This window comes from Candidatus Paceibacterota bacterium, assembly GCA_041663045.1.
GTDB lineage: Bacteria > Patescibacteriota > Minisyncoccia > Phycocordibacterales > GWA1-40-21 > Bog-1340.
In genome coordinates this window covers 121,578-146,148 of the sequence record JBAZRH010000002.1, presented here as the reverse complement: position 1 = coordinate 146,148, position 24,571 = coordinate 121,578, and the positions used below count along the sequence as shown (strand labels likewise).

At 35.9% G+C, this 24,571-nt stretch carries 22 protein-coding genes; 14 read left to right on the top strand and 8 right to left on the bottom strand.

The window, feature by feature from the left end:
• The first annotated feature begins 19 nt into the window (after window positions 1-19).
• From WC631_02875 to WC631_02865, 3 genes are read left to right on the top strand one after another with little or no spacing between them, the layout of a single operon-like run.
• Window positions 20-1,033 (top strand): hypothetical protein, encoded by a 1,014-nt coding sequence (locus tag WC631_02875; GenBank protein MFA6227393.1) that lies wholly within the window; start codon window positions 20-22, stop codon window positions 1,031-1,033.
• Between the two features lie 19 nt (window positions 1,034-1,052).
• A complete protein-coding gene (locus WC631_02870) occupies window positions 1,053-1,490 on the top strand; it encodes a pilin (GenBank protein MFA6227392.1) in 438 nt (145 codons plus the stop codon).
• Between the two features lie 5 nt (window positions 1,491-1,495).
• Window positions 1,496-2,737 carry a hypothetical protein gene (locus tag WC631_02865; GenBank protein ID MFA6227391.1) on the top strand — a complete coding sequence of 414 codons (1,242 nt, stop codon included), beginning with the start codon at window positions 1,496-1,498 and terminating at the stop codon, window positions 2,735-2,737.
• A gap of 35 nt (window positions 2,738-2,772) precedes the next feature.
• Here the strand turns inward: WC631_02865 and WC631_02860 are convergent, their stop codons facing one another.
• The gene (locus WC631_02860; protein ID MFA6227390.1) at window positions 2,773-3,231 is read right to left on the bottom strand and encodes a R3H domain-containing nucleic acid-binding protein; all 459 of its coding nucleotides are present in this window, start codon (window positions 3,229-3,231) and stop codon (window positions 2,773-2,775) included.
• A gap of 4 nt (window positions 3,232-3,235) precedes the next feature.
• Window positions 3,236-3,979, bottom strand: a complete 744-nt coding sequence (locus WC631_02855; GenBank protein MFA6227389.1) for a YidC/Oxa1 family membrane protein insertase — start codon at window positions 3,977-3,979, stop codon at window positions 3,236-3,238.
• A 421-nt stretch (window positions 3,980-4,400) separates the two neighbouring features.
• Here WC631_02855 and WC631_02850 point away from each other — a divergent pair, with 421 nt between their 5' ends.
• Entirely contained in the window at window positions 4,401-4,850 is a 450-nt protein-coding gene (locus WC631_02850) for a hypothetical protein (protein MFA6227388.1), read from the top strand.
• Window positions 4,851-5,071: 221 nt separating this feature from the next.
• Here the strand turns inward: WC631_02850 and WC631_02845 are convergent, their stop codons facing one another.
• Window positions 5,072-5,407, bottom strand: coding sequence for a ribonuclease P protein component (locus WC631_02845; GenBank protein MFA6227387.1), 336 nt, complete (start codon window positions 5,405-5,407; stop codon window positions 5,072-5,074).
• A gap of 100 nt (window positions 5,408-5,507) precedes the next feature.
• Window positions 5,508-5,642, bottom strand: coding sequence for a 50S ribosomal protein L34 (rpmH, locus tag WC631_02840; protein ID MFA6227386.1), 135 nt, complete (start codon window positions 5,640-5,642; stop codon window positions 5,508-5,510).
• A 153-nt stretch (window positions 5,643-5,795) separates the two neighbouring features.
• On the opposite strand from rpmH, the gene dnaA reads away from it, so the two are divergent.
• The 4 genes from dnaA to WC631_02820 all read left to right on the top strand — a co-directional run bounded on the left by dnaA (window position 5,796) and on the right by WC631_02820 (window position 9,419).
• A complete protein-coding gene (gene dnaA / locus WC631_02835) occupies window positions 5,796-7,127 on the top strand; it encodes a chromosomal replication initiator protein DnaA (GenBank protein ID MFA6227385.1) in 1,332 nt (443 codons plus the stop codon).
• Window positions 7,128-7,341: 214 nt separating this feature from the next.
• Window positions 7,342-8,442: a DNA polymerase III subunit beta gene (dnaN, locus tag WC631_02830; protein ID MFA6227384.1), complete on the top strand. Its 1,101-nt coding sequence runs from the start codon at window positions 7,342-7,344 to the stop codon at window positions 8,440-8,442.
• Between the two features lie 45 nt (window positions 8,443-8,487).
• The gene (locus WC631_02825; protein MFA6227383.1) at window positions 8,488-9,114 is read left to right on the top strand and encodes an HD domain-containing protein; all 627 of its coding nucleotides are present in this window, start codon (window positions 8,488-8,490) and stop codon (window positions 9,112-9,114) included.
• 50 nt (window positions 9,115-9,164) lie between these two features.
• Window positions 9,165-9,419 carry a hypothetical protein gene (locus WC631_02820; protein ID MFA6227382.1) on the top strand — a complete coding sequence of 85 codons (255 nt, stop codon included), beginning with the start codon at window positions 9,165-9,167 and terminating at the stop codon, window positions 9,417-9,419.
• Window positions 9,420-9,643: 224 nt separating this feature from the next.
• Here the strand turns inward: WC631_02820 and WC631_02815 are convergent, their stop codons facing one another.
• The gene (locus tag WC631_02815; protein MFA6227381.1) at window positions 9,644-12,208 is read right to left on the bottom strand and encodes a transglycosylase domain-containing protein; all 2,565 of its coding nucleotides are present in this window, start codon (window positions 12,206-12,208) and stop codon (window positions 9,644-9,646) included.
• Window positions 12,209-12,318: 110 nt separating this feature from the next.
• Here WC631_02815 and WC631_02810 point away from each other — a divergent pair, with 110 nt between their 5' ends.
• On the top strand, window positions 12,319-14,004 hold the full coding sequence (locus WC631_02810) for a hypothetical protein (protein MFA6227380.1): 1,686 nt from the start codon (window positions 12,319-12,321) through the stop codon (window positions 14,002-14,004).
• Window positions 14,005-14,057: 53 nt separating this feature from the next.
• Here the strand turns inward: WC631_02810 and WC631_02805 are convergent, their stop codons facing one another.
• Together WC631_02805 and WC631_02800 are read right to left on the bottom strand one after the other, a co-directional pair.
• A complete protein-coding gene (locus WC631_02805; protein ID MFA6227379.1) occupies window positions 14,058-15,812 on the bottom strand; it encodes a hypothetical protein in 1,755 nt (584 codons plus the stop codon).
• A gap of 55 nt (window positions 15,813-15,867) precedes the next feature.
• Window positions 15,868-18,570: a glycosyltransferase gene (locus WC631_02800; GenBank protein MFA6227378.1), complete on the bottom strand. Its 2,703-nt coding sequence runs from the start codon at window positions 18,568-18,570 to the stop codon at window positions 15,868-15,870.
• A 201-nt stretch (window positions 18,571-18,771) separates the two neighbouring features.
• Here WC631_02800 and WC631_02795 point away from each other — a divergent pair, with 201 nt between their 5' ends.
• Genes WC631_02795 through WC631_02785 form a run of 3 tightly spaced genes read left to right on the top strand, consistent with a single transcriptional unit; the run spans window position 18,772 to window position 22,008 of the window.
• On the top strand, window positions 18,772-19,923 hold the full coding sequence (locus WC631_02795) for a glycosyltransferase family 2 protein (protein MFA6227377.1): 1,152 nt from the start codon (window positions 18,772-18,774) through the stop codon (window positions 19,921-19,923).
• On the top strand, window positions 19,920-21,035 hold the full coding sequence (locus WC631_02790; GenBank protein MFA6227376.1) for a glycosyltransferase: 1,116 nt from the start codon (window positions 19,920-19,922) through the stop codon (window positions 21,033-21,035). The genes WC631_02795 and WC631_02790 overlap by 4 nt, the downstream gene beginning before the upstream one ends.
• Window positions 21,025-22,008 carry a glycosyltransferase family 2 protein gene (locus WC631_02785; protein ID MFA6227375.1) on the top strand — a complete coding sequence of 328 codons (984 nt, stop codon included), beginning with the start codon at window positions 21,025-21,027 and terminating at the stop codon, window positions 22,006-22,008. Before WC631_02790 ends, WC631_02785 begins: the two co-directional genes overlap by 11 nt.
• Here WC631_02785 and WC631_02780 read toward each other — a convergent pair.
• Window positions 21,997-22,776 (bottom strand): ATP-binding cassette domain-containing protein, encoded by a 780-nt coding sequence (locus tag WC631_02780; protein ID MFA6227374.1) that lies wholly within the window; start codon window positions 22,774-22,776, stop codon window positions 21,997-21,999. The genes WC631_02785 and WC631_02780 overlap by 12 nt on opposite strands.
• Before the next feature lie 399 nt (window positions 22,777-23,175).
• Here WC631_02780 and WC631_02775 point away from each other — a divergent pair, with 399 nt between their 5' ends.
• Both WC631_02775 and cysD read left to right on the top strand, forming a co-directional pair.
• Window positions 23,176-23,595 carry a hypothetical protein gene (locus WC631_02775; protein MFA6227373.1) on the top strand — a complete coding sequence of 140 codons (420 nt, stop codon included), beginning with the start codon at window positions 23,176-23,178 and terminating at the stop codon, window positions 23,593-23,595.
• Window positions 23,596-23,670: 75 nt separating this feature from the next.
• Entirely contained in the window at window positions 23,671-24,564 is an 894-nt protein-coding gene (cysD, locus tag WC631_02770; GenBank protein MFA6227372.1) for a sulfate adenylyltransferase subunit CysD, read from the top strand.
• Window positions 24,565-24,571 lie beyond the last annotated feature (7 nt).

Below are 24,571 nucleotides of genomic sequence, written 5' to 3'. Positions count from 1 at the left end.
TGATATAATATATCTTGAAATGATCAGATTTCTAGGAAAAAGTTTATCAATAGTTCTAATCCTCTTAGTAATTTTCTCGTTGACAGAAAATACTTCCCTGGCACAGCAAATAACAGCAAATAACATCTCTACAATAGAGCTTAATCTATCTCCTTCAAATCCGAATCCAAATGAAGACATTGCGATCAGTTTGTCTAGCGACACTGTGGATTTAGACAGATCTACTATCTACTGGTACGTAGATGGCATAATGAGAAAAAGCGGTACGGGCGAGAAACTGTTAAATACGCAGACCGGCAATAGTGGTAAAATAACAAAAGTCCGTGCCGTGGTATCAACTCCTGACGGTGAGGAAATAGAAAGAAATCTTGAGATAAACCCGACGCAAGTAGATCTTATTCTCGAGACCAATTCATATATTCCGCCGTTGTATAAAGGTAAGGCATATTTTGTCAGCCAAGGAAGCGTGAAGATAATCGCTATACCAAACATAATAAAAGACGGTAGAAAAGTTGGTGCAAATAATTTGAATTTCAAATGGATAAAAGACGGCATAGTCCTCGGAGACTCTTCTGGATTGGGTAAAAGTGTCCTCATCGTAAACGGTAGCGTCCCCATCAAAGATATAAATGTAAGTCTCGATATATCGTACTCAGGAGGAAACCCTATAGCCAGTCAATCTATAAATATCTTTCCGAGCGATCCCAAAATTATCTTCTATGAGAATAGTCCTTTATATGGAATACTTTTTAATAAAGCAATAAATAGCAACTACTTCCTCGGGAATAGGGAAGAGTTAAAAGTAGTTGCAGAACCGTATTTCTTCAATTTAAACAGTGCAATAGGCAATGACTCCACATATTCATGGTCTGTAAACGGGAGTACGGTGAGTGTTCCAGGTAATAAAAATGAGCTACTCTTGAAACAAAGCGGTAGAACAAGCGGTGTCGCCTCAATATCACTCCAGATTGAAAACCTTGCTAGGATTTTCCAATATGCAGGGAATGGCTTCAGTGTAACATTTGGGGAATAATATTAAATAAGAAAATAATATGAGTAAAAAAATAACAAAGATATCCGCACACTTTATAACCTTTCTGTCTTTTACACTTCTAATACTGTCTCTTAGTCCAGTTATCCATACTGCTGCCGAGCCGTTGGGGTACACACCACTCGAACCAAGCGCTTTCAGTCAACTTGGAGTCGGCCTAGTAGACGGAAAAATACAGACCTCAAATCTCAGCAACTTTTTAAGAGATATTTTCAACTTTGGTATAGCCATCGCAGTAGTCCTTTCGGTGGTAATGATTTCTTGGGGTGGAATTCTCTATATGACAACAGACTCATGGTCCGGAAAAGAGGATGGTAAAGAAAAAATTGAAAACGCTCTATACGGATTAGCTTTAGCTCTTGTTTCTTGGTTAATACTGTACACGATCAATCCTGCTTTGGTGGATTTTACAGGTAATCGGATAGTTAATACTCCATAAAAAATATGCAAAAGAAGAACGCTATAATTTTAACACTTGCAATTGTTGCCATACTAATCATAGGATCTTTGTGGTTCTATTTTTCTGGTGGTAATCAAAGTCAAGCTCCAGTAACTACGGACGGCACCACGTCACTACCTTTCGGAAACACTCCTGGGAATAAGACCACCGCGGACAACACAGGAACTGGTAACAATACGATCACCCCATCACAACAAACAGCTGGTGAAGTTCCACAACTAAGACAAATCTATTCCTCTCCAGTATCCGGTGCGACTATCTTTATAAAAGACGGTATTATTAAAATAAGATTTGTGGATAGATCCACAGGAAACATTCAGGAAGCAAAAACAGACTCGAAAGAAGTCCTGAGGATAACAAACACAACTATACCGAAAATCCAGGAGTCTGTGTGGGGGATAAATGGTAGTAATTTAATAATGAGATATCTGGACGAAAATACAAACGCTATTTCGAGTTTCTCCGGTAAAATAAAAATCTCAAGTAGCTCTTCAAATGAGTTTCTGGGTGAAATGATTGGGGGTTTTCTCTCGCCGAATGCCGACTCTGTGGTGATAAACCCGGCAGGGGATAAAGCTTTTGCCCTTATCAAGAAAACAGATGGTAATGGAAGCTACGGGGTTATCTCCTCAATCGACGGGATGAATAAAAAACAAGCCTTCGATTCACAAATATCTAGTTGGATTATTTCTTGGCCGAAAAATTCAATAATACCATTTACTACCAAGCCAACATTTAAAAATGCCGGGTATACATTCTTTTTAAATACAGATACAAACTCTTTTGATAGAATACTCGGCAACAAATACGGTCTTACGGTACTTGTCAGAAAGGATGCTACCAGCATGATATATTCAGAAAGCCTACGTGGTTCTATAAGACTTAGTCATTATGATATAAGAAATAATAACGATAAGAGTCTACAAGTTTCAACCTTTTCAGATAAGTGCGTGTGGTCAAACACTGACAATAATATAATTTACTGTGCTGTACCCAAAAATATTCCGACTGGGAGCTATCCTGACTCATGGTATCAGGGGATTACATCATTTTCAGACAATATCTGGAAAATAGATGTGGAGAAAGGGACAACGAATATGCTTTATGAGATTGGTAGAAGTGATTCCGCAGAAATAGATACGGTTGATCTTAAACTAAGTCCTGATGACAAATACCTCGTATTTACCAATAAAAACGATTTGAGTCTCTGGGGACTTAGAATATAAAAACAAAAAAGGCGGAGTGCCCCTCTATTATCTGACTAGGCTATATATTTTATAATTACTCTTCTATCTTTCCCTTCTCCAGCTGATTCTGTTTTTATATTTGCTTCTCCTGTAAGAGCCCCGTGTATTACGAGTCTCTCATATGCAGTCATTGGCTCCATTTCTACATCACTCTTCAAATCTTTTGCCCTGTTTGCGAGCATAATAGCCTTAAGCTTCAATCTATCAACCATACTGCTCTGATAGTCATTTACATCAATAGCGAATTGTATGGAAGACTCTTCTGGTCCTTTACTTGCCATCCTCTTTATAAGATGCGACAGTGCTTGAAATGTCTCGCCCCTTTCTCCGATAAGTAGGCCGGAATCAGAGCTCTTTATAATAAAGACTGTCCTGCCCGTAAGACCATCTTCTTTTATTTCTACGGCATCAAACTTAACGCCAAGTTGTCCTAAAAGTCCTTCTATTAAAGTCTTGATTTTTATATTATCCATATATTTATACTTTAACGGTGTTTTTATTCATCTGTCTCTTCATATAAAGTTCCTGACCGATTGCAAACAAACTGCTTGTTATCAAATACAAAGATACTACAACAGGGAAGCTCTTGGCAACTAGAAAAATAATGATTGGCATGACATATTTCATCTGCATATTCATACTCTTTGCCAGCTCATCTTTGAATCCCGTCGGCTTTTTATCTCCATCCTTTGGCTTTACGGTCTTCGGCATTGTAAGTTGCATTTGGAAAAACTGTGCGAGTGCTGCAAGAAGGGCAAAAATAATACTCTTTGCACCGACATCTATGCCAAAAAACATCATACTTACACTTTCCGGGGCTTTTACAAAGGAATAAAGTGTCGAATGATCTATATTTGGAAGTCCGCCTTGGAGAAAGATATAGTAGAGGGCGATAAGTACGGGCAATTGGAGAAACATAAGTAAAATACCGGAAAAAGGATTGATCCCTCGCTCTTTATACATCGCCATTATCTTTTCGGCCTGTACCTTTTTGTCATCTTTATACTTCTCTTTTATTTCTGCGAGCTCTGGCTCGATTTTCTTCATCTCAAGCTGAGTCTTGATAGACTTCTTTGAAAGAGGGAAGAGAATAACTTTTACAATACAGGTAAATAGTATGACAGCTACACCGACATTGATCCATGGGATATAGTCGAGAAGAAGTATCATACCGTTGTAAAGCGGTGCATAAAAGAAGTTTTGAAATATAAAATGTATCACAAGATGATTCTAACCGAAAAAGGGTAAATACACAAACGGCTCACTCGCCGAGCACTTTGAATGTTTTAACCGCTCACTCAACCATACCCTTTCTGGAACACGGATATTTTTTTGCTAAAAAATTCCTCGTGCTCGCGCCAGCCGCGCTCGCAAGTTTCCAGAAAGGGTATGATTTCGTTCGCTTAAAGACAGATAAACATTTCAAAGTGCTCGGCTTCGCTCGCCTACATAAAAGATATCGGTTCTCGGCAATGCTCAAAAATCACAAGTCTCGCTCGCTTACAGAGGAAAGGAGGGCACTCCCTTAGGGGGAGCTTGACAGACGAATATATACTTGCTATACTTGTAGGCGAATGAGTTGGGAAGGCTATTGTGGCTTTCCTTTTGAAAAACAACAAAAATACAGGAAAAGGAGAAGAAAATGGATATTAAACCAATCCCGGCAGGGTTATTGGAAGCTGTGATACTGAATGTATCGCAAGCGGTAGGAGCCAAAAACCAGCGCTATCTGACCGATTCGCGAAAAAGCGCAGCAACAGGACCAAACGGCGAAGTGCTCGGCTACCACCTCATCTGGGGTGTGAATGGGTCGAGCGGTGAACCGATGCTGTGGAAAGACCTTGCCACCCAAGACCAAGCAAAACTGCTCGGTGAAACTGTGTTCGTGGCTGACGCTTTCATGGGAAAAATGGGTCTCGATGACGGTAATTGGGGTGCGGTTTATATGGCTAATAGCTCCCAAACTGCCTCCCGTGACACAAATCATTTTCACATCATGATCTGTCCCTCGAAGGCGAAGCTCGCCGAAATGGGACTCGCTCTGCAACGGCTCGTTGATCCGAAGATTGTCACGGCCAAGGCCGAAAAGTAAATCGGCACAATGACAATCAACCGCGATTTCTCACTTATCCAACCCCGAAAGGGAAGGATAAGTGAAGAAATCGCGGTTTTTTATTGGAAAATAACGAGCGAAGCGGCTATATTTTCCATAACCCCGCACCGCCCTAGGACGAGTGCGTGGGCGAATAGCCCTTTCCTTATGGGCGAAGCACAAGTCCGTATGACTTTTGGTGCTGGGGTTGTCACTAAATATCAAAAGACTTTTAACAGAATTTCCTCCACACCCTTTTTAATTTCCGCATATTCTGGCACTTTCTCCTGCTTTTTTGCAAAAAATACTACCGTCTTTTTAAAATTCGAGCCTAATTTTGATAAATTCTTCTCAAGGACATCGCTTACCCTCCTTTTTATAAGATGCCTGCCAACCGAGGTCTTTTCCACTTTTTTCGATACAACAATAGCAAAACCTGCTTTTTCAGTGTCTTTTCTGGAGATTTTGGCATATAAAATACCAGAATCCACGGTAAAACCACCTTTTATGGCATTTTCTATGTCCTTCCTTGTAGCTCTATACTTTCTGGCTAACATTTTTATATTGTATCAACTAAAAAGGAGCTTTCATAGCTCCTTTTTCAGATTATAATGATTGGTTCTCAGCCTCCGCTGGGACGACAATCAGAATTGTCGATTAAACGGTGAGTTTCTTTCTACCCTTCTGCCTTCTCTTTCTTAAAACTCTCTTACCATAATTACTTCTGCTTCTTTCTAGAAAGCCATGGACTTTCGCTCTCTTTTTCTTTTTTGGTTGATATGTGACTGACATGTAGGGAAGTATAAACCAAAAAAACTTTTTTGTAAAGATGTAAAATTATTTTCTTGGTTTATTATATATCCACCGCTTATACACAGCTTGTAAACAAAAATGAGTTTCTATAAACAGCTGCGGCAACTTATAATTAACTCTGTTAAATTTTTTATGTCAGATAATAAAACCCTTTGGAATAACGTGTTGGCACAAATAGAGCTCACTCTATCGAAAGCCAACTTTAGTATGTGGTTTAAAGATACACATATTATTAAACAGGAAGATGGGGTTGTTTGTTTGGCTGTGCCAAATGTTTTTGTAAAAGACTGGCTTATAAACAAATATCATAAGGATATTTTAAAAAATCTTAGAACCTTCGGGGAAAATATTAGAAATATTGAGTATTTGGTATCTAAAGATGAGCCTAAAAACACCATCAAAGAGGCTCCCCAAAGTAATTCTCTTCCTTTAAATGATATTTATGTAAACAGAGACGATAATTTGAATCCAAAGTACACTTTTGAAAGTTTCGTTATCGGCCCTTTCAACGAACTCGCCCACGCGGCTTCACAAGCAATCATAAAGAAGCAGGCGACATACAATCCACTTTTTATATTTGGAAGCACTGGGCATGGCAAGACACACCTTATACAGGCAATAGGGAATCATATTAAGACTGCGGAGGGTGGAAAGAAAATTTATTATATGACTTCCGAAAAATTCGTAAATGATTATTTAAACTCGCTTGCAAATGGCACAATAAATCATTTCAAAGAAAAATATCAAAAATTTGATGTTCTTATTATAGACGATATACAGTTTTTATCTAAAAAAGACAAATCTCAAGAGGAATTCTTCCATTTATTCAACAGATTTCATGAAAATAGCAAACAACTCATACTTTCTTCTGATAAACATCCAAATTTTATACCAGACATAGAAGACCGTATTAAATCTCGCTTCAACGCTGGTATGATTGTAGAAATTCATAAGCCTGATTTTGAATCTAGAATACAAATATTCAAGAAAAAGTCTTCTTTGATGAATATGGTGTTATCAAACGATGTTATTGAGTACCTGGCTTCGTCTATTGAGGGAAATATAAGGGAATTAGAGGGTATTCTGAACCTTATCCTTTGTCAGTCGCAGCTCAGAAACAGAGAACTTACCATCACAGAAATTAAGGATTTGGTTAAAAATACAGCAAAACCAAAGAAAAATATCTCGATAAAAGATATTATTAAAACAATATCTGAATTTTATAATATAGAAGAGTCACAAATCTATGAAAAAGGTAGAAAAAAGGAAATTATCAAGCCAAGACAGGTAATTATGTATATTTTGAGAGAAGATTTCGATATTTCTTTCCCATCAATTGGTGAAAAAGTGGGCAACAGAGATCACTCCACAGTTATTCATTCTTATGAAAAAATAAAGAATGATCTAAAAACCAACACGGAGCTAGTACAAGAGATAAATCAAATACGTTCAATGTTGAAATAGTTGTTTATAAGTTATGGATAAGATGTATTATAAATTGTTTAGAATGAATGGATAAGTCTGAGACAAAAAATAAGTAAAAAGTTATCATAGAATAGTAAACAGTTAAATAAAAATTAAATCTTAATATATATTTATAAATAAAGGTAAAAAAAGTTTTAAACAAGTTAACATACATAATGATTATAATTAGTTATTAGTTAAAAAAATAAATACTATGAAAATAGAATGTCTAAAAGAAAAACTTCATATGGCGGTCAGTAAAGCAGAGAAGGTGGCTAGTAAAAATATAACACTTCCTGTTCTTTCTTGTTTATTATTTGAGACAAAAGGAAATACTTTGGTGATTAGATCGACAAATCTTGATCTTGGACTAGAGATCTCTATACCGGTTAAAGTGGAGGAGGAAGGGAAGATAGCTATTCCAGCACAGATTATAAGCAGTTTTTTGAATAATCTTACGGATGATAAAAATTTAAGGCTTGAAACTGTGGATAACTTGTTGAAAATTTCTTCTTCTAGTAGTGAGGCTAATATTAAGACTTTTTCAGTAGATGATTTTCCGACAGTGCCAATGATAGACGAAGGAAAGACATGTAAAGTAAGTTCAAAAGACTTATTAAGCGGTATAAGGTCGGTTATCTACAGTTCATCCACATCTAGTGTAAAACCAGAGTTATCAAGTATTTATATACATTCCGAGGAAGATAGTCTTGTTTTTGTGGCGACAGACTCGTTTAGGCTTGCTGAAAAGAAAATAAAGACCAGAAAGGTGGTGGATTTGCCGGTGGTACTCATTCCATTCAAGAATGCGTCAGATATTTTGAAAATTATAGACAATGTTGATGAAGAAATACAGATAAATTCAACAAAAAATCAAATTTCTTTCACTTTTGATGGTGTTTACTTGGTTTCAAGGGTTATAGACGGTGCTTTTCCTGATTATAAACAAATTTTACCAAAAGAATTTAAAACAGATGTAATAGTTTTGAAACAAGATCTTGTAAATTCACTTAAAATATCAAATATCTTTTCTGATAATTTTAATCAGATGAATATTTCTGTGCCGGCAGGGGGAGATGGTATTCAAGTTAGGACGAAAAATGTGAATATAGGGGAAAATACAAATAAAATAGAGGCAAAGGTAAGCGGAGAGGGGGTTGAAGTTAATTTTAACTATAAATATATCGTGGATTGTTTACCATCTATAGCCTCCGATAGTGTTTCTTTATCATTCAATGGTCTTAATAAGCCTTTGGTGATACGCGGTGTGTCAGACAAAACATTTACATATCTTGTGATGCCGATGAACAGATAGTAGTAAACTGAGGTTTTTGTTTGTAATTTACTTATATTATTCTTTATGAAAGAAAAAAAAGATACCCCCGCGATAGTTAAGGGCCTTCTCAAGCTCCAAAAAGATTATGCGAATACATATAGGTCAATAGTAACCGAGGAAAGATATAATAATATAATAAGCCCTGGATTATTAAAGAAATATAACTATGACTCCCAAGAGATAAGAGAGCCGTTGATTGAACATGTTGGGCATTTACCCATAATTGCTTCATATTTACATCAATTTATTGAAAATAAAGACAAAGTAAATCTGGGCAGGGTCTTAATTATTTTATCTATTCACGATATAGGGGAAACTAAAGTCGGAGATGTTCTTACATATATAAAATCAGAATCACACGAGAGGTTAGAAGATAAGTTTGCAAAGGAGACACTTCCGGATTATTTGTACAATTACTTTACAGAATATAGCGAGGAAAAGACTCTCGATGCTAAGTTTGCGAAAGCTGTGGACTCAATCGCCCCTTTATTACATGAATTACAGATACCAAAGGTTACACTCGGAAGATTTAAATATCACGGCTTTGGCATAGATAATATAATTGCAAAAAAGAAGGGTTATTTTCAGTGGGATGCAGTATTGAGTGATATCTTTGGGCATATAATAGAAGAGTTTAGACAGATGAAGTAATTTTTTACGTTAGGTCTTTTAACTAGTTCAAAAAACAGAAATATATAAAAATGTTTGATATCGCAAAATATCTGGAAAAGTTTAAGATTCTCTCGTTCTCGCGAGATTTTTTACGTAATTCTGTTGTTGAAGCAGTGAATGATGTTTGTAAAATAAAAATAGATCCGAAAAATGTGGTCGTCAAGGCTGGAATTGCTAGAATAAATGAAAGACCTATTATAAAAAGTGAAATTTTTCTTAAAAAGACGAAGATTTTAGAAATTTTAAATAAAAAGGCGGAGGGGAAGGTGAGGGAGGTATTATAAAAAATTAAAGTTTTTAATTAGTTATACAATATTTTACTTGTCTGTGAGCGACCGAATCCCCACCTTCTGAACGATCTAGCGTAGCAGTCTATAAAATCAAGGAATGGAATAGAAAAATCTCGTTGACTGCTGGAGCGAAGCGACTTAGAGATTTTTCGTATATGAAATGACTATGATTTTAAGACTGCGGAGCTATTAGTGAAGAAAGTGGGGTGAGGGAGCCTTTATTTTATCTTCAAATTTGTTATGGCTTCACTTCTATTATAGACAGAATCAGTAACTTCAACTCTAAGTTGATTATCTCCAGAGCTTACACCGAAAGATGACGGGACGAACGTAATAGAAAACGGTGTAGCCGTCGATGAGCCAACAAACAGGTCGTTTAAGTAGAAATCAACTCTTGAAATAGGATATCTTGAATTAATTGTTGAGTAAACAGAAACTCTGTCGTCTACGTTATAGACTGAATTTAAAATTGGCACCAGAATATTTATTTTTGGTTTATTAGCGTTGGTGTGAACGTCGTCATAGGATGCGGGCTTTATTATAGATGCTGGTAGATTATATTTTAACCATTCCTGGACTCCAAACTCCCAGTTATTAAATTGAGAATCATTTGCTGGAGACAGTGGCACTGGGCCAGTTGGGTTATTCTTGTCAATCCAATAAAGTATTGAGTGTATATTTGGTATAGCGACTTCTACTTTTGTCTCTGGTGGTGTTAGATCCGTCGCAAGCTTTCCCGAGATCTTATCAATAAGATATGTTTCACCTCCTTGCCATACCCCGCGTAGAATAGGTTTAATCGTCTGATCTACTGGTTGAGGTTTTTTGAAGGTTTCGTTTGGTACAGTTTTTAATATCTCATTCATAATCTCATGCCACGTAGGGGACACGATAAGCCCTGCGACCTTTTTTATCATTGGTGTATTGTCATTGTTTCCTGCCCACATTCCGAAGACTACACTAGGTGTATAGCCGAGTATCCAGGCATCTTTAGAATCGTTTGTTGTACCTGTTTTCGAAGCGACCTTCCTCCCTGGATAATACATTACCGAGTGATATCCGTACGCAGGTATTTTTGCGTCGTCATCAGAAAGGATGTCATTTATTTTTAATGCAGATTCTTCATTGAGCGCTGTTTGCGGTTTTGGTGTGTATTGTTCAACAATATTTCCTACGGAATCTTCAATAGAAAGAATACCAGTGTAAGGAAGGCGGACACCATTGTTTGCGAATACTCCATAAGCGCTCACTTCTTCAAGAAGAGAAACTTCTCCACCCCCAAGTACAAGAGTGAGACCGTATCTGTCTGGGTCGTTTAGACTTGTAATACCCATTGATTTTGCCGTAGCGATAGAATCCCTTATTCCAGCAAGGTATAGAACTTTGATAGCTGGGATATTTCTAGATTCCGCAAGTGCGGAGCGGAGATTCATCGGACCTTTAAATTGTTCGTCGTAATTTTGAGGCATATAACAAGCATCGGCAGACGACGTAGAGACAGAATTGTTTATAGACGAGGTCGCTTGTTCTCCTTGGGGCGTGCACGAGCTTTGAAATTCTGTCTGTACATCAAAGACTACTGTGTCCGGAGTATATCCTTTATTGAAGACTGTTGCATAGACAAATGGTTTAAAGGTTGACCCTGGCTGTCTCTCGGCGAGGGCCACATTGAAATTACCATCTATTGTTTTATCGAAATAATCTTTTGAACCAACCATAACAAGTATTTGTCCAGTCTTTGGGTCTATAGCTACACCAGCCGCATTTGAAGCATTGAATTTTGTTAACATATCCGGCGTGTCTTTCTTGATTATATCTTCGGCTTTGGTTTGTAAATCATAATTTAATGTTGTGATTACTTTGTAACCATTTTCCCGAACCGCTTCTTCACCATACCTGTCTACTAAGTACTGTTTTATAAATTCTACAAAGTGAGGTGCGCGTATTCCATATATCGCTGGGGGCTGAAACTGGACAACCTCTTTCTTCGCAGAATCATATTCATCTTGAGTGATGAATTTATTTTCAAGCATTTTTGATAGGACAAGTCTTTGCCTATCATTGAGCTTGTCTTTATTTTGTCCAGAAGGGGAATAATACGTTGGAGCTTTCGGTATTGCTGCTATATATGCCGCTTCGGCAAGTGAAACTTCTGATGAGCTTTTTCCAAAAAAAGTCCTACAGGCTTCTTCAACACCATAAATATTTCCACCGTATGGAGCCTCATTTAAATAGAGAGAGAGGATCTGCTCCTTTGTAAGTATTCTTTCAATTTTAAGCGAAAGCACCCACTCTTTTAATTTTCTTGAAATTGTTTTTTCTGTGGTGAGAAGAGAGTTTTTCACGACTTGCTGGGTGATAGTGGAACCGCCTTGGCTGTATCCACCAGCTGTGATATTGGCAAGTATTGCACGGAAAATAGATTTGAGCTGGATACCACGATGTTGATAAAATTCAGCATCTTCTATTGCCACCGTCGCATTTTTAAGATTTCTGGATATATTGTCAAAAGGTATTTCTGTTCTTTTTGTTCCTTCGTGAACATCATATAGTAAGATTTTGCCAGTGCGATCATATATTTTTGTAGACTGGGCAACCTTTCTAGCCTCAAAAGAGTTTAGATCTGGCATTTGAAATGTAGATATCCAGATAGCTATGATGCCCAAAAATACAAAGCCAATAGCGATAAAACTAAGAAGTATCCTTTTCCAATGTCTTCTGCCATGATACATGGCTTTTTTACCCGTTGAATGGACAAGATGTCTGATTTTTTGATGATACATATGGGTGAAATTATACCATAAAAATCACCACTGGATTTTTATGGCTAATAAAGTATTTATCTTCATTTTTCCCTTTCCCTTCTTTCCCATATTTATGTATAATAATACCAATGCCTAAATTTAAACGTACACTTCTTTATACTCTCTTCTCCCTCGGTATTCTCACTGTCGTAGTTATAGCTGGCTCTCTCACCCCTTCTCCCGCTGTTACACCTGGACCAACTTCTTACACACTTTCTGATTTGTATAATCTTATACAAAACAATACCACAGCTACCTTAGGAGATCATGTTTTATCTACAACTACAGAAGTTATAGCTACTACCTCACATTCTATAGGAGAATTATATGTTCTATTGGCCAATTTGGTAGATCCTATTAATCTAGCCGACGGTATCACCAAACTCGGTGCCACAGCTGGTGAGGCTAAACCATCTTCTCTTTCTGCTTCTTCCTCTTCTCTCGCGCCGCTTACATCACCAGATGTGACGGGCTATTCTCTTGAAGATATTTGGAATCTTACACAAGGGTCTGGTATTAGAGTCACATCTTCCTCCCACACTCTTACCACAGGCAGTGTTGTAGGTGCCACCATGCACTCTATATCACAGATATATTCTGCTCTTACAAATCTCTTTTCTGCTTCTGATATAAAAACAGGGACGACGTATTTGGCGGTGGCAGGGAGTTATGTACCTCTTGCTGGCGTAGGAGAGGCTTGTACCCAAGGAACAGACTGTCAGTCAGGTTTATGTAGTTCTTCTGATTATATTTGTTTACTAACTACTCAAATAACTAATTGTACAGAATTACAAGCAATAAATACTGACTTATTAGCAAATTATATTTTAACGAATGATATAGATTGTTCGGATACTGTAAGTTGGAATGGTGGTTCTGGATTTGAACCAATTGGTACTTATGCTTCTCCTTTTGCAGGTATTTTTAGTGGTGATTATTATAAAATAACCAATTTGTATATAAATAGACCAGGAGTTAATGGTGTAGGGTTATTTGGGTATGTCGGAGGTGCAACCATCACGAAAGTCGGTATTGAAAACGTCGATATAACCGGACAACACGATACCGGCTCACTTGTCGGTGGAGTGATTAGTAACTCTACTTTAAGTTTAGTCTATGCGACCGGAGTTTCTCGTGGTGGAAATACAACCGGAGGATTACTCGGTTATTTGGGGACAAATTCTACCCTTGACCAGGCCTATTTTTCCGGGGATGTCTATGGAGGAACAAATAGTACACAAGGAATATTTGTAGGGGGGTTAATCGGAGATGTTGGTGGTAGTAGTATTTTGATAAGCAACTCTTATTCTACAGGAACTGCTCATAATAACGGGACAGGGCCAGTGCAAACCGGAGGTCTCATCGGCTGTATGTATCCGGGTGAATCATTTACTCTTCTAAATTCTTACTCTACAAGTGTAGTAAGTACAGATATTAGTGCAGAAGGTTGCGGAGGATTGGTGGGGCATCATTTTCAAACTATCCAGAATAGTTTTGCTACAGGGGCTATCAACTGTTCTGGTAGTATTGGGGGTATATCGAATTATGATGCAACCATCACTAATACATACTGGTATGATAACATTGGAGATGGCGCTACAAACTGTTACTCTGGAGGTGATACTGGTTGTACGAAGATAAATGATGATAACGGAGGGCTTTCATATTTCTATAGCTCTTTAAATGCGCCAATGAATGCTTGGAATTTTACAGATACTTGGCTTGAGGTTTCTGGAGATTTTCCTCATCTTAGATTTGAGGGTAGTATGAGATAAACAATATTAAAATACGCCAAGCCCAGTATATTTTAATATTGGCTAAGCTTGGTTTATCTCTTATTACTAAATTTGTACAAGATCAACCCTTCTTCACTTTCTCCGATTTTTTCAAAAAAATCACAGGAAAATGGTCTTGAATAAACATAATCAATTCTGAATTTATCAGAGGTGTTTATTTTAGTTGTGCAGTTTCCAGACATGAAACCGTTATAAGAATATAACTTATTTGTAATTATTGAGGCTTTTGATTCAATAGGATAATTACCTGTCGCTGCCCCTATTACAAGACCTTTCCATGGCACTGAAATGAACCTTTTCTTTTTTATGTTTTGGAAAAGCCGTAAGTCGTCATTTGTAAGATATGTATTTGACGGTGAAGCCGGAAGAATTTCTTTTTGTCCAACTCCTATATTCATGGTTAGTCTTTTCCAAGAAGAATTTGCCGTATAGTAAGGTGAAGCAATGGCAAAAGTACTTACTATAATAATCATCCAGATCAAATCCGGCACTCTCTTTTGCCAGGAACATTTACTATTAATCTTGTCTACGACTAAACGTATTCCCATTCCAGACAGTATTGATATAAGTAAGGAGGTTATAACCACGACTCTAGGATAGTCTATAATGAACACTTTTTGTGTGAATAGATAAACGCACCAGAAGATTGCTCCAACCAATATTGGACATATTATGATCCACAGTCTTTTTTTAAGAACTGTAAATATGCCCAGGATTGCAGGAATTAATAACCATAAAGGAATTATGTTTAAAGGATTAAATTGTGGTATTCCACTTTCTAGATTTGTTCTAAAGATAAGTGACATTAAATAGCCCCATGTACCTTCCTTAAAGATAAAATATGAAGTACTTGCTAATATTATAAATAGAATTACTCCGGATATTATTAGCCACCTGTTATTTCTTCCAGCCTCTTTTCTAAGAAATATAATTATTAAAATCGGAAAAGAAAAGACGATCATTGGGGGATAAAAGATAACAGATAGTATCGAGTTAATCAAAGCCAGCTTTTTATTTTCTGAAATAAAAGAGAGAACACTTAACAGGAATAGGATAATCCCCATTATTAATGGGATTAAAAACCAAATACCGGGGAGATTGGCGCCGTTTGTGATGTATGGTATTGAGAGGAAAATCAAGAGTGATATGGCTGTTCCTATACCTATTTTTCTTAAGATAAGATAGATAAGTGAGCAGATGGATAAGCCGGATAAGATTGATAGAAAGGGAAATTGTGTGAGCGGGTCAAGTTTTAATATCAAAAAGACTTCAGATAAGAAAGAAAAGAAGGGGAGCACCGGGCTTATAAAGCGAGCTTTGTTTATTAACGGATTTACTATTGGTAACTTCTCATTTTCTATTGAGTATTTCACCAAGGACATCTCTACCCACTCATCTGAAAAATACGGATAGATATATTTATTGTTTACGGTTTCTCTATAGCCGTTGATCGTGCTTATAGTTCCGGTGTATGAGTAGTGCACAGACCAGAGTTGAAAAAATACTATAAGTAGAGCTAAGACAAAAAACCAATTAATTTTTATCTTACTTATACTCTGTCTTTTTATAAATAAAGTGATTACTACTGTGGTGGCTATTACAGAATGGATAGTGAGAACTACGGAGTAAGAAAATACTTGCAGAGACTGCACCAACATCGCCAATGTGAGATGAAGTAAAATCTGGTAGGTGACAATATATAAAAATCCAAGGAGCTTATTCCTGAAGAGTAAAACTAAAGAAAAAGGTATTGTTGTTATAACTAAGCCAAGGATAATTCCAAACACATAAATACTATATCATGAAATCGGTGGAGAATACATTTAAACACAGACAGAGTCCTTAGTTCGATTCATATTTTAGTATCTGTTTATATAGTCTAACTATCTCCTCAGATTGTTCATCTATATTTTTTATACTTGGTTTTGATAGAATCGGTCCGGAATACTTCTTAGGATCAAGATCTATTTCTTTTAACACTCTTTCTAGATTTTTACTACTGTTTACGGAAATCACGAAACCATTTTTACCGATTTCTATATCATCTCCTATTGCGCCTCTGTCAGAAGCTATAACCCAAGTATTGTAATTTAGGGCTTCTCTACTTACAAGCCCGAAGCTTTCCGGCCAGATAGAAGGAGCCACAAGGACATCTATTTGCTCATATAATCTATGTGCCTGCTCGAAAGGAACACGGCCGAGTATCTTTACGGGTACATTGCCCCACTTCTCATGGCGAACCCCACCGCTTTTTATCGTTCCGTCCGTTATAATTATCTCTATATTATTTAAACTGGTCTTTTCAACCGCCTTCTTAAATAACCAAAACCCTTTGTGCTGATGTGGCCCCCCAATGTGCGCTAGACGGACTTTACCGTTTTTTGAGGGGATTTTATTGATCTCTGGCATTTTTGAGATTCCGTTTGGTATGGCTATAACATTCTTTATACCAAGAGAAATGTGTAGTTTTGCGAAACTTTCTGACACGGCGATAACCTTTCTGGCATTCTTTAGTGCTTCTTTAATCAAAAGATATTTACTGTATCCATCATAATCAAATCCTGTTAGATTTTTTGTATCATTGAAAAAATCATAATGTTTAATTCTATCTTTTTCATTTAGTGAAAATTGATATTTTGATATCCAAAAACTATCGTGAGTTGTAATGATATATGGTATTTTACTCTCAATTACTGGTTTTATTATGGATGCTGTTAATCTTTGTATACAGTGGAAGTGAATAAGGTCTGGTTTTCTAGTCTCTAGAATGTCAGAGAAGATTCTAGCCGCTCTTAAATTTGTTATTCTAAAGTCGACATTATGATCTTCAGGAATATTTATCGATGTGACCCTAACCCCTTCGTGATCGTAGATCTTAGTATCAAAAGGATAGTCCTTACCATCAAAAGAGCTTATCACCTCCACATCGAATTCATTACCATATTTATTCTTTAGATAATTTACATTCTCATATACGACTTTAGTAGCTCCGCCATCTGAATTTGGTGGATAAAATACATTTACAATCATAATTTTGGGACGTTTTCTGGCTACGGGGTTATTGTCTAGTGGGTTAGATATTATTTTTCTTAAATTGCGTGATAGATTTTTTAATCCGTATTCATTTAAAATCCTTTCCTTTGCTCTATTCCCGACAGATACTCTCAAACTTTTGTTTGATATAAGTCTATCTAGCGCGTTAAACCACTCTTCGTCATTAGAGACGATAAAACCATCAATTCCATCTTTTATAATATCTTTGTAATTTTCTGTTGCACTGACAACAGAAGGAATTCCAAACATACCAGCTTCCATCCATTTAATTTCACTTTTGCAAGATGAAAAAGTAGAGGGTCTGAGCATCGCCATGTTTATATCAAAATCTCGCAAGAAAGATAGATAAGTCTCTATTTCAGGTATCACATCCAGAATTTTTATTTTATTTTTATATTTTTTAAGAATAGGTGGGATTTTTGTGTAACCGACTATCGTCAATTGTATCTTATTGCCATATTTGTCGAACAATTTTTTTAGCGCTTTACCACATAGTTTCTCGAAATCATCTTTATTTGCTTTTGTCCCACTTCCGTAAAATATTCTGACAGTAGAGTCGTGCTCTATCTTTGGATGATTTACTAAATCTATCATTTCAGAACTTAGACCATTCCTATGCAAAAATACCTTTTTCTTCGAAACATATTTCTCTAACTCTTTTAATAGAGGTATGGTTGAGGCTATTCCATAATCACACAAAGAGACGGCCTTTTTAAAATAAACCGTCCCAGTCTTTAAATTACTGTAATCTTTTTTACTTATTAATTCACAGTAACTAGCATATTCATCAGGGTAGTTTTTATTATCAAATATTAAGTCGTCTATATCATAAAATGTTGGAATGCCGATATCTTTACAGAGAGTTATGGCTCGAATAATGTCGAAAGTTGCAGGGACTCTATAGAATATTACAGAACTATAGCGGTAAATTACGTTGAAAAACGAAGTCATGTCTTCTGAGAAATTAAAAAGGTCATAAGGAATCCCTGTTCTTTCAAGTTGTTGTATTTTTTGATCAACCCTGTAAAACTTACACTGATACAAACTAATGTTTGCGATAATAGCAATCCTTGTTTTTGCTGGGTAATTGCCCGCGTTTATAGTTTTAATATCTCTTTTACCAAAACGATCCGAAACTGTATCTACAGAGAAATTTATAAGATTCCAAGCCTTCTCATATTTTTCTCTTTGCCCTAAACTAAAAGCCTTTTTGATCCTTCTCTCAAATTCTTGCCTTGTTTTATCAGATAGATGTGCCTGATTGTGATACAGGAAACCGTAGACGGCATATGAAATATTCCTTAAATGACCTAAAGACTTCAAGTACTGAGATCTGACGAAAGAATTTTCAGGAAACATTCTTAGTATTATCCTGTCTACTATTTGTGAAAAAGTCCAAGAAAATGTCTTCCTCAAAAGATTAGTTTGAAAGTTGACTTCCTTAAGCTCTGCTTCAAGAGATTTAATTATTTTGTCCTTATCCTCTTTCATTTATTGGTTATGTTTTAAATTATATTAAAGAAAATCCTGACTAGATGATGTATAATATAGGGTGTAGGTACGTTGGGCTAAATAATACTGAGTTCTGACTTAAGATGCAACCGTATTTATTTCCAGACGACGAAATCATAAGAAGTGGTCCCATCCTTACAATTAGCCCTAAAATAATTTAAAACATATACATACTATATCATGAAACCGGAGAGAGATATAAGCATAATAATACCGTGTTTAAATGAAGAAAAATCTATCGGTTTCTGTCTAGATGAAGTCTTCAATATCATAAAAGCAGAGGGCTTAGATGTCGAGGTGATTGTGATTGATAACAATTCTTTTGATAAGACAGCTGAAATTGTTAAAAAGTATCAAGAGAAACTTAAAGATTTAGTTCTGATTAAAGAGGAGCGAGTTGGTTATGGCTCAGCATATTTAACTGGTTTCAATAATGCTTCCGGAAAATATATTTTTATGGCCGATGGGGATGGGTCATATGATTTCTCACTGTTAAAGAGTTTTGTTGATAAATTGAAATCTGGTTTTGATATGGTGATAGGAGACAGGTTTTCTTCTAAAAATATCAGAGATACCATGCCGTGGCTTCATAGGAAAATAGGGAATCCACTACTTTCTTTTCTCGTGAGAGTTTTTTTCAGAGCCAGAGTAAGAGATGTGCATTGCGGTGTAAGAGCCATCTCGAGAGAAGCTTTAGAGAAGATCACTTTATATACCGTAGGTATGGAATTCGCTTCGGAGATGATTATAAAAGTCGCTAAGAAGAGGATGAAGATAGGGGAGATCGGTATAGAGTATAGGGCAAGGATCGGTGATTCTAAACTCCGTTCATTTAGAGATGGGTGGAGACACTTAAGATTTATCTTATTGTATTCGCCCCTATTACTTTTCCTTTTACCAGGAATTATTATCTTTGCTTGTGGTTTAATAGGTATGACTTTGTTCTATTTTGGAAATCCGAGTTTATTGGGTGTTAACTTTTATGTTCATCCAATGTTTTTATTTTCTGTAATGATAATCCTTGGATATCAGGTGATCTTTTTCTCAGCGTTTTCCAGAATCTATGCTATAACCCACCTCGGAGATCCGGATCCTTTTATAGAGAAGTTGTTTAAGAAAATCACGATAGAAAGAACTGGTCTTCTGGGCTTTCTTATCGCAATGATTGGTGTCCTCATATACATATTTATTTTTATTAAATGGATTGCTTCAGGGCTCGGATCTTTAAATGAAATAAAGAACTCGATCATAGCTCTAACTTTTTTTGTTATAGGTGTTCAGACTTTCTTCTCAGCCTTTATGCTTAGTGCGCTTGGTATTAAAGAAAAATGAAAATAGCTGTATTTCACAATTTTATGGACAATATCGGCGGTGCTGAAATGGTATCTCTGACCTTGGCGAGGGAGCTTAATGCCGATCTATATACTACCAATATTGATAGTGGAAAAATCGAGAAGACAGGATTTGCCGATGTATTGCCGAGGATAAAATCTATAGGGAAAATACCAAGAAATGCACCACTAAGACAGCAGCTGGCTCTTTGGAAATTCAGAAGACTCGATTTGAGAGGTAAATATGATTTTTTTATAATTTCCGGTGACTGGGCGATGTCTGGAGCTGTAAATAATAAACCTAACCTTTGGTACGTGCATTCTCCACTAAATGAATTATGGCAGTTTAAAGATTATATAAGGGAAGAAATTTTAAGTTGGTGGAAAAGACCAATATATGATATTTGGGTTTGGATAAATAGAAGGTTAACATTGAGCTATTCAAAATACGTGGACATCTTAATCTGTAATTCAAAAAACACACAGAATCGCATTAAGAAGTATTATAACAAAGACGCCGTGATTATATTCCCTCCCACGGATATTTCAAAATACCGATGTAGACAAAGCAAAAATTACTGGCTTTCTGTAAACAGACTTATTACTCATAAGAGGATAGAATTACAAACAAAAGCTTTCTCAAAACTACCAGATGAGAGGTTGATTATTGTAGGGAGCTATGAAAAAGGAGCTAGGCAATTTGAAAAGTATAAAAAATATATAGAAAAGACGAAACCTGCTAATGTAGAGATAATAAATTGGGCTGATGATAGGAAACTTACAGAATTATATTCTGAATGCAAGGGTTTTATTACTACAGCGAAAGATGAAGATTTCGGCATGACGGCAGTAGAGGCGATGGCGTCAGGTAAACCAGTAATAGCGCCAAATGATGGTGGGTATAAAGAAAGTGTTATTAATAATGTGACGGGGATACTTATTGATAATATAGACGAAGGTAATCTTAAGAATGCTATAGAAAGGATAAGAGGTGAATTGGACCGAAATCAAGATATATATAGATATGAGAGCATGAAACGCTCTAAGATATTTAACAAGGAAGAATTTATCTCTAAAATAAAAGAACAAATCAAAAATTTATATGAGAATTGAAACAGTTGTAATAATTATTAACTATAATGGTATAGAACATTTAGCAGAGTGTTTTGAGTCACTAGAAAATCAGTCATATAAGAATTTTAAAATAATCTTAATAGATAATGCGTCTACCGATAACAGTGTGAGTTTTGTAGAAAATAATTTTCCGGACACAGATATTTTATTGAATACCAAAAATTATGGATTCCCTGAGCCTGTCAATTCTGCAATAAGGCACGCTATAAAAGATTATTCGCCAAAGTATCTTACCTTTTTAAACAATGATACAAAAGTAGATAAAGAATGGCTGAAAAACCTAATCTTTTCAATAGGACTCGAAGACAAAATCGCTGCAGTCTCCTCCAATATGTTTTCTTATGATAGACCAGAGCTAATAGACAGTCAGGGGGGCTCTTGCGATTTTATAGGAGAGGGAACCAGTATAAATTTTAGGAAGGAGAAAGATTCTGTGAACATAATGAGAAAAGAAGTTTTATTCCCTTGTTTTGGTGCAGCCATTATCAAGGCAAGCTTATTAGAAGAGATAGGGTATTTAGATGATCGATATTTTTCTTACCACGAAGATCTTGATTGGGGGTGGAGAGCAAACCTGCTTGGCTATAAGGTTGTCTTTGAGGATAAAGCCATCGTATACCACAAAGGCAGTGCTACTTGGAAGAAATATGAATTAAAAAAAATCTATCTCTGCAAGAGAAATTCTTTATGTACAATTATAAAAAATTATGAACTTAAAAACTTACTTCTAGCATTAGGGCTGACCTTGGTGCGATCTATAACTTTTTTTGGTGGGCAGTTAATAAATAAGAGGGAAGATATATCATTTTTAGGAAAGCTAAGGATAGCATTCGCTCCGTTTTATGCTTTTATATGGAACTTCTCTAATTTAAGAGAGACTTTGAGATTAAGAAAAATCATTCAATGTAAAAGAATTGTCGGGGACGATAATATCCTAGATTTACAGATCTAAGAATCTTTCTTTTTTTCCAGCACCGATCGTTTTCTGCATATATTCTCGGGCGATATCGTCGGGGGGACCCTCCTTTAGTATTTTCCCTTTTTCCAGCCAAATAACTTTGTCGCAGTATTCTTTTATTGTGTTTAGACCGTGACTTACCATTATCACAGTAGCTCCGCTCTTTATTAATTCTTCCATCTTTTCAATTGCTTTCTCTTGAAACTCTATATCTCCACCACCAGACAATACCTCATCGAGCAATAAGATATCAGGATTATGATGTCTGACACAGTGTATTATAGTAGAAAAGTTTAAACGAGAGATCATACCCCTTGAGAATTGATAGACTTTCATATCTACAAAATCTCTAAGACCGGAGAAAGCAACTATGTCTTCAAATTTATTTTTTATATCTCTTTGTGACAGCCCCATAACTGAACCCATGAGATATATATTTTCTCTCATTGTTAACTTTGAAGATGTTCCTTGCCCTAAACCTGTCAAATATATTACTTTTCCAGAAGTCATTATTTTACCACTATTCGGTTCGTATACTTCTGCTATTAATCTGAGTAAAGTGCTTTTTCCAGAACCATTTCTACCTATTATTCCCAAAATCTCTCCCGAATTAACATCGAAAGATATGTTTTCCAACACAACGATATCTTTTTTATCCCGGTTTCCTTTTATAAAGTTTATAATATGCGAAAGTGCGCTCTCGTCTTTTTTGAAGCTTGTATGGAAGATTTTTGAAACATTTTTTACCTCTATTCTTTTCATATTCTCTCTGCCAGTTTACTTTTATTCTTCTCAAATATAAACAAACCAATCGAAAAGACTAACAGACTGGATAAGGACAATATCAATATGTCATTTATAGGAGGAAACCTATTATATATTATTAGTTCCCTGGATATTTTTATCATATAGTAGATTGGATTGTAGGTGTTTATAGTATGCATTATTCCAATTTCGCTAGCGGAGTAAAATATAGGTGTCATAAACCATAGTAGTCTAGTCAATATTGGCCAAATATTGCTTAAATCATTTATATACACTCCACAAACAGAAAGGGTGAAAGAAATCCCTATAACAAACAGGCAGAAGACACTGAAAATTATTGGATAAAATATCAGCCATAAAAGATTTGTCTCTAGGTATATTAACAGTAGCGCCAGAATGATTAGTTCAAAGACATGTGAGAAAATAAATTGTAATACTCCAGAGATTACAAAGGGTTCCTTGTCTATCTTAAGTGATTTTATAAAACCAGAGTTACTCTGTATGACTTTGACAGAGAAGCTTGTCACAGAGGCGAAGAAGTTAAAGATTATTAGTCCAAGGAAAAGATATGCCGGATATTTCTCTATAGGGTTCTGTAAGACTGATGCACGAATAAATATTAGTATTATCAAAAAAGAGAGTGGTTCTAGCAAATACCAAAATATTCCCAAGAAACTACCTTCATTTCTAACCTTAAAACGAGCCTTTGCTAGTGATAGACTAAGACCTAGGATGCTCTTTATTTTCTGGTATAAGGATTTAATATTATTTGACGTAATCAAAGTGTTTTTAGTTATAATTGTATTTCAATATTAAGTTATTATTTTGAATAAGTCCAGCTTTTCATTCTAGCTTGATATGTGTGGGTAAATGGTCTATATTGTTGAATATATGGTAGTGAAAAATCACCTAAAAGACTTAGAGGCTGATAGCATACATATAATCAGAGAAACTGTGGCTTCTTTTAAAAATCCAGTAATGCTTTACTCTATTGGCAAAGATTCTTCAGTTCTGCTACATCTAATAAGGAAAGCCTTTTTCCCTGGAAAAATACCTTTTCCTCTATTACATATCGATACAGGTTTTAAATTTCAGGAGATGATTAAGTTTAGATCTAAGATAAAAAAAGAACTCGCTCTTGACCTCATCGTTTATAAAAACGAATCTGAACAGGCGATGTCCTTTAAGCCGGATGAAGCCAATACCGACGAATATATTTATCACAAAAAGACCAAAGCCCTTTTAGACGCTCTCAAGGAGCACGATTTTGATGTGGCTTTTGGGGGAGCGAGGAGAGATGAAGAGAAATCTAGAGCAAAAGAAAGAATTTTTTCTCATAGAAACGCAAATGGAGTTTGGGATCCTAAAAATCAAAGACCAGAATTGTGGAGTTTGTACAATACGAAAATCAAGAAAGGGGAGACTATGAGAGTTTTTCCTTTATCAAATTGGACAGAGTTGGATATTTGGAATTATATCAAACAAGAAAATATTAAAATCGTTCCTTTGTATTTTGCTGAGAAGAGGAGGATGTTAATAAGAAATGGGGTTCTAGTTCGTGTGGATGAATTTAATATACCAAAAAAGGGTGAAAAGATAATCAAAGATTGGAGTCGTTTTAGAACTCTTGGATGCTCTCCATCTACAGGGGCAGTGCTATCTAAGGCCACTAATTTAGATGAGATTATTGAGGAAATCCGACTTACTCATTTTTCCGAAAGACAAACTCGAGCTATAGACAATAGCTCTAGTATGGAATATAAAAAGAAGCAGGGTTATTTTTAAAGATATT

What these genes read in the sequence shown, in the direction of transcription:
- WC631_02800 (MFA6227378.1), bottom strand. Translation starts at nt 18,570, where the DNA reads ATGAAAGAGGATAAGGACAAAATAATTAAATCTCTTGAAGCAGAGCTT.
- WC631_02825 (MFA6227383.1), top strand. Translation starts at nt 8,488, where the DNA reads ATGAAAGAAAAAAAAGATACCCCCGCGATAGTTAAGGGCCTTCTCAAG.
- WC631_02875 (MFA6227393.1), top strand. Translation starts at nt 20, where the DNA reads ATGATCAGATTTCTAGGAAAAAGTTTATCAATAGTTCTAATCCTCTTA.
- WC631_02795 (MFA6227377.1), top strand. Translation starts at nt 18,772, where the DNA reads ATGAAACCGGAGAGAGATATAAGCATAATAATACCGTGTTTAAATGAA.
- cysD (MFA6227372.1), top strand. Translation starts at nt 23,671, where the DNA reads ATGGTAGTGAAAAATCACCTAAAAGACTTAGAGGCTGATAGCATACAT.
- WC631_02870 (MFA6227392.1), top strand. Translation starts at nt 1,053, where the DNA reads ATGAGTAAAAAAATAACAAAGATATCCGCACACTTTATAACCTTTCTG.
- rpmH (MFA6227386.1), bottom strand. Translation starts at nt 5,642, where the DNA reads ATGTCAGTCACATATCAACCAAAAAAGAAAAAGAGAGCGAAAGTCCAT.
- dnaN (MFA6227384.1), top strand. Translation starts at nt 7,342, where the DNA reads ATGAAAATAGAATGTCTAAAAGAAAAACTTCATATGGCGGTCAGTAAA.
- WC631_02820 (MFA6227382.1), top strand. Translation starts at nt 9,165, where the DNA reads ATGTTTGATATCGCAAAATATCTGGAAAAGTTTAAGATTCTCTCGTTC.
- WC631_02775 (MFA6227373.1), top strand. Translation starts at nt 23,176, where the DNA reads ATGATTAGTTCAAAGACATGTGAGAAAATAAATTGTAATACTCCAGAG.
- WC631_02845 (MFA6227387.1), bottom strand. Translation starts at nt 5,407, where the DNA reads ATGTTAGCCAGAAAGTATAGAGCTACAAGGAAGGACATAGAAAATGCC.
- WC631_02860 (MFA6227390.1), bottom strand. Translation starts at nt 3,231, where the DNA reads ATGGATAATATAAAAATCAAGACTTTAATAGAAGGACTTTTAGGACAA.
- WC631_02785 (MFA6227375.1), top strand. Translation starts at nt 21,025, where the DNA reads ATGAGAATTGAAACAGTTGTAATAATTATTAACTATAATGGTATAGAA.
- WC631_02790 (MFA6227376.1), top strand. Translation starts at nt 19,920, where the DNA reads ATGAAAATAGCTGTATTTCACAATTTTATGGACAATATCGGCGGTGCT.
- WC631_02815 (MFA6227381.1), bottom strand. Translation starts at nt 12,208, where the DNA reads ATGTATCATCAAAAAATCAGACATCTTGTCCATTCAACGGGTAAAAAA.
- WC631_02850 (MFA6227388.1), top strand. Translation starts at nt 4,401, where the DNA reads ATGGATATTAAACCAATCCCGGCAGGGTTATTGGAAGCTGTGATACTG.
- dnaA (MFA6227385.1), top strand. Translation starts at nt 5,796, where the DNA reads ATGTCAGATAATAAAACCCTTTGGAATAACGTGTTGGCACAAATAGAG.
- WC631_02810 (MFA6227380.1), top strand. Translation starts at nt 12,319, where the DNA reads ATGCCTAAATTTAAACGTACACTTCTTTATACTCTCTTCTCCCTCGGT.
- WC631_02780 (MFA6227374.1), bottom strand. Translation starts at nt 22,776, where the DNA reads ATGAAAAGAATAGAGGTAAAAAATGTTTCAAAAATCTTCCATACAAGC.
- WC631_02865 (MFA6227391.1), top strand. Translation starts at nt 1,496, where the DNA reads ATGCAAAAGAAGAACGCTATAATTTTAACACTTGCAATTGTTGCCATA.